The 12853-nt window shown below is 60.2% G+C and carries 12 protein-coding genes; 6 read left to right on the top strand and 6 right to left on the bottom strand.

Translation table 11 applies throughout. From position 1 onward, the window contains the following. Positions 1 to 38: 38 nt before the first annotated feature. Positions 39 to 749 (bottom strand): hypothetical protein, encoded by a 711-nt coding sequence (locus J3P77_RS11445; RefSeq protein ID WP_434681968.1) that lies wholly within the window; start codon positions 747 to 749, stop codon positions 39 to 41. Between the two features lie 725 nt (positions 750 to 1474). On the opposite strand from J3P77_RS11445, the gene J3P77_RS11440 reads away from it, so the two are divergent. Next, entirely contained in the window at positions 1475 to 1732 is a 258-nt protein-coding gene (locus J3P77_RS11440; protein WP_434676759.1) for a DUF1652 domain-containing protein, read from the top strand. Positions 1733 to 1755: 23 nt separating this feature from the next. Here the strand turns inward: J3P77_RS11440 and J3P77_RS11435 are convergent, their stop codons facing one another. The 5 genes from J3P77_RS11435 to J3P77_RS11415 form a co-directional block, all read right to left on the bottom strand. Further along, positions 1756 to 4242, bottom strand: coding sequence for a UvrD-helicase domain-containing protein (locus J3P77_RS11435; protein ID WP_434676758.1), 2487 nt, complete (start codon positions 4240 to 4242; stop codon positions 1756 to 1758). Positions 4243 to 4440: 198 nt separating this feature from the next. Continuing rightward, positions 4441 to 4788 carry a 2-oxoacid ferredoxin oxidoreductase gene (locus tag J3P77_RS11430; RefSeq protein WP_434676757.1) on the bottom strand — a complete coding sequence of 116 codons (348 nt, stop codon included), beginning with the start codon at positions 4786 to 4788 and terminating at the stop codon, positions 4441 to 4443. 47 nt (positions 4789 to 4835) lie between these two features. Beyond that, complete coding sequence (locus tag J3P77_RS11425; protein WP_434676756.1) at positions 4836 to 5279, bottom strand: hemerythrin domain-containing protein; 444 nt, start codon at positions 5277 to 5279, stop codon at positions 4836 to 4838. A gap of 110 nt (positions 5280 to 5389) precedes the next feature. Then, positions 5390 to 5815 (bottom strand): DUF3830 family protein, encoded by a 426-nt coding sequence (locus J3P77_RS11420; RefSeq protein ID WP_434676755.1) that lies wholly within the window; start codon positions 5813 to 5815, stop codon positions 5390 to 5392. Positions 5816 to 5964: 149 nt separating this feature from the next. Then, positions 5965 to 6162 (bottom strand): hypothetical protein, encoded by a 198-nt coding sequence (locus J3P77_RS11415; protein ID WP_434676754.1) that lies wholly within the window; start codon positions 6160 to 6162, stop codon positions 5965 to 5967. Positions 6163 to 6434: 272 nt separating this feature from the next. Between J3P77_RS11415 and J3P77_RS11410 the strand changes: the two genes are divergently transcribed. From J3P77_RS11410 to J3P77_RS11390, 5 genes are all read left to right on the top strand, one after another. After that, positions 6435 to 6635, top strand: a complete 201-nt coding sequence (locus J3P77_RS11410; RefSeq protein WP_434676753.1) for a hypothetical protein — start codon at positions 6435 to 6437, stop codon at positions 6633 to 6635. 374 nt (positions 6636 to 7009) lie between these two features. Further along, positions 7010 to 8599 (top strand): ABC-F family ATPase, encoded by a 1590-nt coding sequence (locus J3P77_RS11405; RefSeq protein ID WP_434676752.1) that lies wholly within the window; start codon positions 7010 to 7012, stop codon positions 8597 to 8599. 177 nt (positions 8600 to 8776) lie between these two features. Continuing rightward, the gene (locus J3P77_RS11400; protein ID WP_434676751.1) at positions 8777 to 9982 is read left to right on the top strand and encodes an MFS transporter; all 1206 of its coding nucleotides are present in this window, start codon (positions 8777 to 8779) and stop codon (positions 9980 to 9982) included. A gap of 101 nt (positions 9983 to 10083) precedes the next feature. Then, positions 10084 to 11382, top strand: coding sequence for a hypothetical protein (locus J3P77_RS11395; protein WP_434676750.1), 1299 nt, complete (start codon positions 10084 to 10086; stop codon positions 11380 to 11382). After that, positions 11339 to 12853 carry an autotransporter outer membrane beta-barrel domain-containing protein gene (locus J3P77_RS11390; protein ID WP_434676749.1) on the top strand — a complete coding sequence of 505 codons (1515 nt, stop codon included), beginning with the start codon at positions 11339 to 11341 and terminating at the stop codon, positions 12851 to 12853. Before J3P77_RS11395 ends, J3P77_RS11390 begins: the two co-directional genes overlap by 44 nt.

Below are 12853 nucleotides of genomic sequence, written 5' to 3'. Positions count from 1 at the left end.
TGGCTAGTGCCGGTTTTCGCAGCCCGACAATCGGCGCGTCAGGCAGGAGTCGAAGGCGCTGCCGCTGTCGTAGGCGAGGCCGGACAGGTGTGGGCACCGTCGTTGAGGCCCTGCTTGTGGTTCTGGTAATCCAGCGAGGCCTTGCCGTTTTTCCATGTGAGAGTCACCACCACCACCGAGTCAAAATCGTCGCCCGTCCAGTCATCGACCAGATTCATGCGTTTGCCCGAGGCTTCCTTTGCAACCGCATTGATCAGCTCGGGGAGATACCCGTGGGACCAGGCGGTATAGATCGTCGAGTTGTGGTACTTGTCGTTCATCAACTCGTTGGCCAGGTCGCTGGTGTCATTGGCGCCAAAGTCGATGTTGATGGGCAATCCGAGCTTGATCGCGCTTGGGCCCACGGTCATCAGCGGGCGCACATAGCTATAGGAAAGGTCGCCTTCACCCTCTTCCACATGGCGCGTCGGATTGGCGGCGAAAATGAAGTCAGCCTTGCCGAACTCCTTGGGGAGCAATTCGGAAAGCTCCAGCGCCCGGTTCAGTCCCTTGCAGTTCAGTTGGCCCAGACCCATTTCGGGTTTTTCCGCATGGCGCAGGAAGACCAGTGTCTGAGTGCCGTTCTTGGCTTCGGCCTGCACGCGACCAACCATGGCTAACCAGAATATTGCAGACGCGATCAGCAATGTGGACAGGAACAGCCAAGCCATGCGGCGCGGTATCCGACTTGCTGGTGTTTTGTGACTCATCATTGTGTTGTGAACCCGGTATGCGGTTAAGGGGAACGGCATCGATGCGGCGAAGGTGCCTGCCATGAGCGGGTTCGCGGCCCTTGAACTCCATTACGGATCAGTCGATTACAGGTTCCTTGATCACCGGGAAAGTCTAGTCCGGCAATGTTTCTGAATGAAGAATACGGACGATAGGAGCCCCGAAACCCGACGAGGTTCATGCACGGTGCAGCAAACACGCTGCCGAGGGAGCGCCATCCTGTATGCGGATGTGTCTGATGGGCGGAATTTGTAGCTGTTTGCCCGGCAACAGCGCTTCAACAAGCTGCTGCACCCTGCACAGCTTTTGACGCGCCACACTTCTGATCGGGCTACACCCCTGTTGCGCCAGCTTATCGCTGAACGGAACCGTTTCCGGCTCGCAATTGCAAGATGCCACTATTACGACTCAGGTACGCCGCTTGCCACGATTCGGAGGCGTCCGTTCCCCCCACAGAAGTTGACGTATGTCAGAAAAAGGAAACTTTTTTCCGGCGTCAAGAAAATTTCTTCGTTGCGTCAACGGACAGGTGCTATTTTTAGTTCTCGTCAAGACCGTTTCCATTACCCATGGCAAAGCGCACGAATTTTGAACTGACCCGATGACGGATCCTTCAATAACGCTTAGTCGCTTGTGGCTGGAGTGGTCTTACCTACCCATTGGAGTCAAGCAAGTGCTCGATTGAAGCAGGTGGGCTGCCGTCATGAACAAGGTCACGTTTCCCAACGCTTGCCAGCTGATGCGCTGGCACTTTCACCCGGTTGGCTTCGAAGCCAGCATGGATGCGCCCAGCAGCATGATCGCCCGCCTGTTCGACAGGGCCAGCGGCGAAACCGTGGTGGCTATTGCGGGCTTGCCCTGTTCGACGGTCATGAACGCGACGGATGTCGAGCGCATCATCGAAGCCATCGAGGCCGAGCTGGAATTGTTCAGTGTCCAGCCCATGGCGCACTTTTCCTGATCCCCCCGCGCTGCCGCCAGCCTTCACGAGCGGCCGCGCAGATCTTCGAAGAACGGCTTGTCCTGAGCCACTCGATCCGATGCCCTGGGCATCTGAGCATGTTCGCCGTTGCCACTGGCTTTCTCGACATACCAGTAGCAATGACGCACCGCGCGGGTAATGGCGACGTAGGCCAAACGCAGGGTTTCGTCCTTCTGGGCTGAATCGAACGGTTGCAGGTCATTGGCTTCGCCCAGACCGGCCAGTCGATAGACCTGATTCTTGTAGGGCGATACGGTCAGGTGCTGGCAATCCCCGAGCAGGAATACCGCTTGCGCCTGTAGTCCTTTCGAGCTGTGATAGGTCAGCAGCTTGATCTGCCGCGCTTCCGGTGGTCGAGCCTGATCCGTTTCTATGATCGACTGCAAATGCGCCGAGAAGCGCTCTTTTTCGCTGGCCTTGCGGTACAGCAACAGAATCGAGTCGCCATTGCTGTAATGCGCAGCCACACGTTCAGCCAGCGCCGTTTCATCCCGATCCAGGACACGTACCGGCAGCAATTGCTGCTCGGCGCCACTGGCTTTGGCTTTCTTGCCGGGAATGGCCGGAGCGGCACGCACGATGTGCTCGGCGGCGTCAATGATGTGCTGGTGGCTGCGGTAGTTGTCGCTGAGCAGTACCCGGGTGGTCGCCGGTGTCCGGAACTGTTTGGCGAATTCCATGAAAAATTTGGGTGAACTGCCTCGCCAACCGTAGATCGACTGCCAGTCATCGCCGACGCTCAGCAGCGACGAATGCTGCGCGATTCTTCCTGTGTGCATGGCCGGGCCACGGCGGCGAATCTCTCGCAGGCTGGCGCGGACCCAGGAAACGATCTGCGGCGAGACATCCTGGAACTCGTCGATCATCAGGTGCGCCAATGGCCGCAAGACTTCATCCCCGACCTGACGCAGGTTCTCCGGTGACGTCTCGCCAAACAGGGCGAACATGCGGTTGTAGGTCAGAATGGGCGGGTTCCGGGTCAGCAGATGGCTCTCGAAGGCCTTCCAGAACAGGCTCAGACCCTCGAAGAAAAACCGGTCCGGATCGTCGCTGGCAAAGCTCATCTGCGCGATCGCGGCGGGTACATCAAGGCCGAGGTTTTCGATGAAGTTCGCCGCGGTGACGAAAGCATCAAGCAATGGCGCCGCGCCGAGCTCGCCCTTGACACGATAGTCGAAACCCGGCCCAGCCACGGCTGTTCCCGCAAGCGACTGAAGCACCTGACTTCCGGATTCGTAATTATCCAGCCAGATCAGTGGCTTGCGGCAGAAAGCCTGAAACAGGGTGCGCTTGATCACCCATTCCGCCCAGACCGGAAGCTTGGCATCTGCCCGCTTCATTTGCTGGTCTTCGCCCGGGTCCAGCCCCAGCACGATCCACGCATCCAGTTCGGCGCTGTAACCGTGGACATGGAACGCAAAGCCATTGATCTCGACCGTCTGGCGCATCGGCTCGATCCCTTTGATCGGCCAGGCTCTGGCACGAATCCACAGGTCCTCGATGATGTCGCACAGCTCTTCATCGCGCCTGGATGAAAGCTCGGTCACGGTGATGCGCTTCTGCACATCGGGATGGTCTCGATCAAGCTCCTTGAGCTGCATCGCGTGGCGATACAGCGGCGCGATGACTTCACGGAAGCGCTGGTTGCCGGCGTAGAGATCGCGGTAACAATGGTTCAACTCTTGGCGCTGGGCATCGTTGATACGCAGATCGAAGGGGTTGCTGTCGACATCGGCTTCGCGGCCCACAGCGGAGTTGCCCAGATTCTCGAACGCACGAACCTGCTCGAACCCCGGAAGGCTGCGTACCAACGGCAGGATTCGGGAATGAAAGGTGCGAACCAGGTCACGCGCCTGCGCCATGCTGATGCCGTGCCCCCAAAGGGCCAGAACATCGATCAGCTTTGCGATGAAGTCCTTGCGCGACTCGCGGGTGAACGTGACTACGGTCATGGCGTTCAGTTCGTAGCCCAGATAGTGATGCAGCAGCAGGATGCGCAGCACCAGCGAGGTGGACTTGCCGGCACCGGCGCCAGCGATGACATTCGTGGAAGGCGTATCGCTGAGAATCATCTTCCATTGCGCCGCACTGGGCTGGGCATGGGATGGCAATTTCTGAGCGACGTCCTGCTTGATGCGCTTTTTCAGTTCGGGGGTGAGGGCCAGCCGCCAGTCGTCGAACAAATGATCATCGATCTTTGGGCCGCGATGTTCGGTGGGCCGCGTGTCGCGGATGACCAGCACCTGTCTGCCCTGCTCGATGCCGTCCAGATGGCCTTCCGCGTAGCCCTCGCGCACCCCTTCGATATGTCCATTCAGATAGCCATCGGCATGTCCCTGGAACCAGGATGGCCGATGCTGCGCGCCCAGCCCGGTCAGCGCCCTGGCAACCAGACGTGACAGCAAACGCTTGAAGAACGGCAATTGCTCGGGTGGATCGAGTTCCAGATCCAGATCGGATACGGGGGCGCAAGGCAAGTCGTCAGGCACGCAGACTCCGGGTAGTGGCTTGCAGAAAAAAGGGCGTCCATGGTCGCCCTATTCGCCTGCAATCTCCAGCAAAATGCTTAGTAGTCATGACCTTAGTCGATGAACTGCATGTTCGTTAGAGATTTTCTTAAAGTGCTTTCTCAAGCGCCTTTCGCGTAGCGCGGGCGGTTTCCCTGACCTGAAACACGCCGCAACCGGTCACAGACAGGTCGCGACAGCCGCAGCCCGCAGCGGTGCCTGGCTGTCTTCACGGGGTGCGTAGAATTCCACCGTCGTTCCTGAACCGCTACCGCGCACATCGGCGAAATATCGGGCCTCAGTGGTGAACACTGTGAAGCCGCCGTCGGCCAGTTTGTGCATGAAGACATCGGCGGTCGAGCCGAACATCGACTCGTTCTGCCACGACACCTGAATGCACTGGGCAACCGCGACCTGTTGCTTGGCGCTGGACATGACCTTGGCGGGGCCTGCCGAGCGATCCGAAGCGGACGGTGCCGCACATCCTGCCAACACCGTTGCTGCAACTACGAGTACCGGAAACTTCATGATTGCCTTCGCCGCTCAAAAAAAAGCGAAGTCTAGCACTGCGCCGCTCAAGCTTCGGCAAGTTGCTCTTCGTATTCTTTGAAGTACTGGCTGGCCAGGGATTCTTTCTGGCCGTCATCGAGAATCTTGCCTGCCATCTGGAAGAACTTGTGCTCTTCCTCTTCAAGATGGTGATGCACCTTGTCCGAGAGCTTTTTAGCGGTGGCGAGCCACGACGGGCTGGACATCTCGGTCTCGTCGAGTTCTTCGATCATCTCGTCCATTTCATGATGTTCGGAAATGGCGTGGCGACTCAGATCCACACCGCTGTCGTGGGCCATAAGCGGGATATAGAAGAAACGCTCTTCCGCGGTTTCGTGGGCGTGCAGCTCATCCTTGAGCTGTTTGTAGGCCTGTACACGCTCTTCACTGTCGCCATGGGTCTGGACCAGTGCTTCGGCAAAGCGACGCTGACGTTCATGACTTTCACGCAGAGCTTCAAAAATATTCAAGGGCAGTCTCCAGATGGCTTCCGAAAGCGGAACCGTTGATGACTAGACCTTGCGGACCGGTTGGCAGTTCCGAAGCTGCTGGCCCTTTAACACCGCGCAGGATGACGGAGTCAGGCCAGTTCGAAGACGACGTCCTGGGCGCCTTCCCACAGGGTCTTGACCCCCAGATTGCGCAGGTTTTCCTTGCCCTGGACGATGGTCAGAAAGTGATTGCCCGCCAGTTGCCCCATCTTGCTCGCAAAACAGCACGAGCCGTAGGCCAGAATAATTTCGGTTTCGCTGTATCCGCCCGGGTAGAACAGAATGTCGCCCACCGAAGGATGACTGGTTGCGTTCTCGAAGCCGATCAGGCGGTCATCGAGCTTGAGCTGGTAATCGTCCAGCGGTACCCAGCAGCCTTCCCCGCTCCAGCGCACGTGGATGAATTTCTGCCGGTAAGGCAAAAGCTTCAGAAACGCCGCGACGGTCTGCGGCGCATCCGGGTTGGGCTCTGCCAGAAACTCATACCCGCCTGCGGTGATTTTGATGGTGGTCACGACGAAAACTCCTTCAAATGGGACGTTCGATATTCATCTGCGAATGGCGGAGCAGGATATACCAGGCCGGGGTGGCTGGCTCGCTGTCTATATCGCTGCCACAACGCGGATGCACGACGCCGCAGTTGCAGGGCTGCATGGGTGCTGGATCAGTGCTGGAAGAGCTGCTCCTTCATCGCCTTGATCCGCTTTTGCCGCTCGCGCAGTAACTCATCGGCCAGCGTCGCAGCTGCCCTCGCGGCCTCTTCGGCAGACACGGCGGTGCTGGCGGTGCTGCCCAGCGCAGCGGCGGCATAGTGGTCCCATGCCTGGATTTCATCGGCAAACAGCGGAGTTACGTTCGACATTGGCTGAGTCCTCAATACGGGCCGGGAGAGAGCGCCGGGCAACCTGCCAGACAGCCTAGGTGGTCAGCCGCAATTGGCAAGCAGGCCCGCACGCCACAGCGGAGGGATCATGACGCGTTACAGCACTCATTCCGGACGAAGGGTCCGGGCTACTCCCTGATTCTGGCCGGAGCTTTGCAATGAAATCTTCAGGTTGCCCCGAACGTCGGAGTTCTGACGGGGTCAACAGGCCAGGACGCGGTAAAGCGCCCGCCACATTCAGGAGAAGCACCGTGTCGACGCTCAGTGAAATCGCGGAAAACCATGCGAAAAAGTCCCAGCAACTTGAAGCAGCACCGGTGCAGTTGAGCGAGCTGCGTTACCCGCGCCTGAGCGAGTCGCTGTTACAGGCCATCGATGAAACCCGGCAGATTCAGCCACCACCTTTGATGCGTGCGCCTGACACAGTACTGGAACTGCGCCTGGCGCACTGACCCGCTATCCGGCCCGCAGTACCTTGTCGGGCCTTTTTGTCCGCTGATCCGCTACGCGCGGGATGTGGATTCGGCAAGCTGGTGGTACAATCCGCCGCTTCAAATCTGCGCTCAAGGCTTCGGGCATCCATGAGCGCCGTCAGTACGACAGCGTCACACCCGCGCACCCTGTACTCGATGTCTGATCCCGCATTCATCGCCGGCCAGCCTGGCCACAGCGTCGCAATGCTGCTCTCCCCTGCGCGAAACGGATCGGCTCCTCCTTGTGGACGGTGCTGGAGAAGTTGCTTGCGAAGGTCTGATTGGCCCGACACCGGCCCAAATATGAATCTGGCGCCTCAATACACACCTGAAATTCCGGTAGGACAAGCACTTTGATCTCCACAGCTAACATCACCATGCAGTTTGGCCCCAAACCCCTGTTCGAGAATGTCTCGGTCAAGTTCGGTGCCGGTAACCGTTACGGCCTGATCGGCGCGAACGGCTGCGGCAAGTCCACCTTCATGAAAATCCTCGGTGGCGATCTGGAGCCATCCGGCGGTCAGGTGATGCTTGAGCCTAACGTGCGTCTGGGCAAGCTGCGCCAGGATCAGTTCGCCTATGAAGAGTTCACCGTGCTCGACACCGTGATCATGGGTCACGAAGAGCTGTGGAAGGTCAAGGCCGAACGCGACCGCATCTACTCGCTGCCGGAAATGAGCGAAGACGACGGCATGGCCGTGGCCGAACTGGAAACCGAGTTCGCGGAAATGGACGGCTACACCGCTGAATCCCGCGCCGGCGAACTGTTGCTGGGCCTGGGCATCGGCATCGAACAGCACAACGGGCCGATGAGCGAAGTGTCTCCGGGCTGGAAGCTGCGGGTTCTGCTGGCGCAGGCGCTGTTCTCCGATCCTGAAGTGCTGTTGCTCGACGAACCGACCAACCACCTGGACATCAACACCATCCGCTGGCTGGAAAACGTGCTGACTCAGCGCAACAGCCTGATGATCATCATTTCCCACGACCGTCACTTCCTCAACAGTGTGTGCACGCACATGGCGGACCTGGATTACGGCGAGCTGCGCCTGTTCCCGGGCAACTACGACGAATACATGACCGTGGCCACCCAGTCCCGCGAGCAACTGCTGGCCGACAACGCCAAGAAGAAGGCGCAGATCTCCGAACTGCAATCCTTCGTCAGCCGCTTCTCGGCCAACGCTTCGAAAGCCAAGCAGGCGACTTCTCGCGCCAAGCAGATCGACAAGATCCAGCTGGCCGAAGTCAAGCCATCCAGCCGTGTCAGCCCTTTCATCCGCTTCGAGCAGACCAAGAAACTGCACCGTCAGGCGGTCGTTGTGGAGCGCATGGCCAAAGGTTTCGATGGCACTACGTTGTTCAAGGACTTCAGCTTCACTGTCGAAGCCGGCGAGCGCGTGGCGATCATTGGCCCGAACGGCATCGGCAAGACTACCTTGCTGCGTACCCTGGTCAACGAGCTGCAACCGGACGCGGGTTCGATCAAGTGGACCGAGTCGGCGGAAATCGGCTACTACGCCCAGGACCACGCCCATGACTTCGAAGACGACTGCACCCTCTTCGACTGGATGGGTCAGTGGACGCAAGGCGGTGAGCAACTGGTTCGCGGCACCCTCGGTCGCATGCTGTTTTCCAACGACGAGATCCTCAAATCGGTCAAGGTGATTTCCGGTGGCGAACAGGGCCGCATGCTGTTCGGCAAGCTGATCCTGCAAAAGCCCAACGTACTGGTGATGGACGAACCAACCAACCACCTGGACATGGAATCGATCGAGGCGCTGAACCTGGCGCTGGAAAACTATCCGGGCACCCTGATCTTCGTCAGCCACGACCGCGAGTTCGTCTCCTCGCTGGCCACGCGCATCATCGAACTCAGCCCGAGCGGCGTGATCGACTTCAGCGGTACCTACGACGACTACCTGCGCAGCCAGGGCGTCGCTATCTAAGTAGCCTGCCCGGTCGCGGGCAAGCCCGCTCCAGGGTCACGGACCTGTAGGAGCGCGCTTGCCCGCGACATCTCCAAACCGATTACCGTTCTGCCAGCTAAATCATTAGGCTGCTTTCTTTTTCTCCGCGCTGCCGCCATCATGAGTTCTTCCTCCGCCTGCCCGGGAAAGAGCCCGATGTCTGCCGCCTCCAGCAATAAAAACTCCGCGCAGCCCAGCTCCATGACGATCACCCTGCAGATCGTGTCCATCGTTTTCTATACCTTCGTCGCCTTTCTGTGCATCGGCCTGCCAATCGCCGTGCTGCCGGGTTATGTCCACGACCAGCTGGGCTTCAGCGCTCTGATTGCCGGTCTGGCCATCGCTTCGCAGTATCTCGCCACGTTGCTCAGCCGCCCGTTTGCAGGCAGGGCGACAGACAGTCTGGGCAGCAAGCGCGCCATCGTTTACGGGCTGATCGGCATCGTGATCAGTGGTGCACTGACGCTGCTGGCAACATTGCTGGAAAGCTTTCCGGTGGCCAGCCTGTCGATTCTGATCGTGGCTCGCCTGTTTCTGGGCGTGGCGCAGGGCCTGATCGGCGTGGGCACCATCAGCTGGTGCATCGCCAAAGTAGGCTCCGAGCATACCGCCCGCTCGATTTCCTGGAACGGCATTGCTTCCTACGGGGCAATCGCCATCGGCGCGCCGCTTGGTGTGGTGGTCATCGATCAGGTCGGCTTCAACAGTCTGGGCATCGCACTGATGGTCATGGCCGCGCTGTCGCTATGGCTCATCCGCAACAAGCCATCGGTTCCGATAGTCGCCGGTGAACGCCTGCCCTACTGGTCGGTGTTCGGCCGGATCGCGCCTTACGGGCTGGGCCTTACGCTGTCATCCATCGGCTACGGCACGCTGACTACCTTCATCACCCTCTTCTATTTCAGTAAAGGCTGGGAAGGCGCGGCCTACTGCCTGTCCGTATTCGGCGTGTGCTTCATTCTCGCGCGGCTGGTGTTTATCGGGGCCATCAACCGCCTCGGCGGTTTTAACGCTGCGATCAGCTGCATGGGCGTGGAAACCTGCGGTCTGGTCATGCTCTGGCTGGCACCCAGCACCGGCTTCGCCCTGGCGGGCGCAGGGCTGACCGGACTTGGGCTATCGCTGGTCTACCCGGCACTGGGCGTCGAGGCGATCAAGAACGTGCCGAATTCCAGTCGCGGTGCGGGCCTGAGTGCTTATGCGGTGTTCTTCGACCTAGCGCTTGCTGTCGCTGGCCCGGTCATGGGTGCGATCGCCTCGGGTCAAGGTTATGACTGGATCTTTTTCTACGCTTCGCTGCTCTCGGTCTGTGCGCTGCTGCTGACCGTCTGGCTCTCGCGTCGCAGCCGCGCCCAAGGCTGAGCAGACGGGATATACCCAAGTCGGCAAAGTTGCTCCAGGCCTTATGAACAACTGTTTTTCCGCTGGTCGGTCAAGTTGTTGACGCTGGTCTGGATCCAATCTTGACTTTCCCCGTCCAGCCTTTGATTTGGCAGGATTTCGCCGCAGCCCTTTTGCGGCCGACTCTTTGTGGCGGCCGGGCACTCATCGGGGTAGACCCCTTACTTGCCTTCCTGACCACATCATCAGGGAGAGCAGTTATGAAGTTCGGTTTTTCTCTCGGCACGGCACTCAAGTTAGCGCCGGTCACCCTGCTCGCTTTCGTTTCTCAGGACCTGCACGGTGCGTGCAGCCTGGCCTCGACGCCGGGCAACGATATAAATGTGTGCGACAGCGGCAGTGCCGCGGCATTGCTCGACACCGCAGGAAACAACAGCCTCACTTTCCCCGCCGGCGGAACCGGCTCGATCTCCGGCAACGTGGTATTTGGCGACGGTCAGGACCGGATCGACATGGGCTCAGGCCTTATTGGCGGAAACGTCAGTCAGGCCGCTGGCGAGGATACCTTCGCCCTGAGCGGCGGTACGATCACTGGCGACATCTCTCAGGGCCCTGGCACAGACACCTTCAGCATGAGCGCCGGTAGTGTGCGCTCACTATTGCAGGGCGACGGACTGGACCGTTTCACGATGATCGGTGGCACCATCAGCAACGCGTTCGAGGACGGCGACTCGGCGACCATGAGCGGCGGCACCATAGGCCGTGTCGACATGAAGCTCGATGACAACCTGTTCGACCTGTCCGGTGGCCGGATCCTTGGCAACCTGGTGACGGGATTCGGACGCGACACCATCATCATTAGCGGCGGGAGCATCGGCGGAGCCGTCAGTGTCAGCGGCGGCGACGATCAGGTCACCGTCAGCGGTGGCGAAATCATCGGCGAGGTCCGGACCAGCTTCGGCAATGACCGTCTTGCCTGGCGAGGCGACGGGTACTTGCGTAACAACGTGTTGTTGGCCGACGGCGATGACAGCGCAACGCTGGAAAGCCTCGACGAGGCACACCTGCGCCACGCCCCTTCTGGATGCAGGGCCGGGCAACGACTCACTGATCTTCAGCAACACAACGAGCGCGGGCGCGGCTCAGTCAGGCGCAGAGCGTTATCTTCGGTGGGAAGCGGTCAGCCTGACCGACAACTCCCACATCGCACTGGCCGGCCTTTTCACCCTGGGCGACAGCGGCACCGGCACCGGTACCCTGCAGCTCGATGCCCGCAGCCGACTGACGTCCACGGCCGCAAGCATCGCGCCGTTTCTTCCGGGCCGGCGTGTCACGGTTATCAACTCCGGCACACTGGACATGACCACCGGAAGCGACGTGGCCACAGACAACCTACGCATCAACGGAAATTATCTCGGTAACAACGGACAGCTGTGGTTGCAAACGGTACTGGGCGACGATGCGTCCGCCAGCGACCGTCTTACGGTTGCAGGCGGAAGCATCAGCGGCAGCACTCAGGTAACGGTGACCAATCTTGCCGGCGCAGGTGCTTCAACCCGGCTCAACGGCATCGAGGTCGTGCAGGCTACCGAAGGCGCGGCCAGCGACAACACGGCGTTTTCCCTGAAAAGCGCACTTTCCGCCGGGCCCTTTCAGTATTACCTTTTCAAAGGCGGGGCGACCGCAGGCTCGGAAAACAGCTGGTTTCTGCGTTCAGCGGTAGTGTCACCTGTGTTGAGTGCGGCTGTCCCGATGCCGGAGCAACCCGGTCAGCCTGCGCCGCCGCCCGCTCCATTGCCCGCTCCAGCGCCGGAACCCGGACCTCAACCACAACCACAACCACAACCCGAGCCAGTGCAACCAGCTGCCTCACTGCCCGTCCCGGCCATCGGCACCCCGCCACTGCCAGCCGCAGCGTTTGGCGCGGAACCTGTGCCGCTTTATCGGCTGGAGGTCCCGACTTACGCTGTGATGCAGCCCGCGGCAGCGATACTCACCCTGGCTTCGCTCGGGACTTTCCATGAGCGTCAGGGCGATCAAAGCCTGCTGACCGAAACGGGTGCGGCGCCCGCAGGTTGGGCACGGCTACTAGGCGATGAGATTCGGCAGCGTTGGTCCGGCACGGTTTCACCGAAGCTGGACGCGACGGTGGACGGTTATCAGATCGGCCACGATCTGTACGCACGCCGCGACGACAGCGGGCAGCTGCAGCGCGGCGGGCTGTTCGTCGCGCACAGTCGTCTGGAAGGCGACGTCGATGGATTTGCCCAAGGCCTGGAAGATCAGCGCAGCGGCAGGCTGGAAGTCGAAGGTGACAGCCTTGGCGCTTACTGGACCTTGATCGGCCTCACGGGCTGGTATGTGGATGCGCTGCTGATGGGCACCCGTCTGGACGTTGATTCGCGGTCCGCACGCGGGGTGCGGCTCGGCACCGAAGGCCATGGCTTCAGTGCCTCTGTCGAGGCGGGTTATCCGTTGTCGCTCGGCGCCGACTGGGTGCTGGAACCTCAGGCCCAGGCGATCCATCAACGCATCGAGCTCGACAGCCAACACGACGGGATTTCCTTGCAGTCCTTCGATGCCGACCCACGCACGACCGGGCGGCTGGGTGCCCGGCTCAAAGGCCGTTACCCCGTTCCCGGCGCTGTGCTGGAGCCCTGGGTGCGCGCCAACCTGTGGCGGACCTTCGGTGGCGAGGACCGCGTGACCTTCAATCATGCCGAACGCATCGAAACCCGACAGGCTGCGACACGCGCGGATCTGGGCCTGGGCCTTACCGCACGCCTGTCTCCGGAGATCAGTCTGTATGCCAGCGGCGACTACAGCCAGAATCTCGATGACGATGACTACCGTGGCTTGCGCGGCACCCTGGGCATGCGGGTCAGTTGGTAA

It is taken from the genome of Pseudomonas sp. R1-18, from assembly GCF_051132095.1.
GTDB lineage: Bacteria > Pseudomonadota > Gammaproteobacteria > Pseudomonadales > Pseudomonadaceae > Aquipseudomonas.
This window is presented reverse-complemented; position numbering and strand designations above follow the sequence as displayed.

Coding starts and splice junctions, on each gene's coding strand:
- J3P77_RS11400 (WP_434676751.1), top strand. CDS start 8,777: ATGTCTGCCGCCTCCAGCAATAAAAACTCCGCGCAGCCCAGCTCCATG.
- J3P77_RS11415 (WP_434676754.1), bottom strand. CDS start 6,162: ATGTCGAACGTAACTCCGCTGTTTGCCGATGAAATCCAGGCATGGGAC.
- J3P77_RS11430 (WP_434676757.1), bottom strand. CDS start 4,788: ATGAAGTTTCCGGTACTCGTAGTTGCAGCAACGGTGTTGGCAGGATGT.
- J3P77_RS11440 (WP_434676759.1), top strand. CDS start 1,475: ATGAACAAGGTCACGTTTCCCAACGCTTGCCAGCTGATGCGCTGGCAC.
- J3P77_RS11445 (WP_434681968.1), bottom strand. CDS start 749: ATGAGTCACAAAACACCAGCAAGTCGGATACCGCGCCGCATGGCTTGG.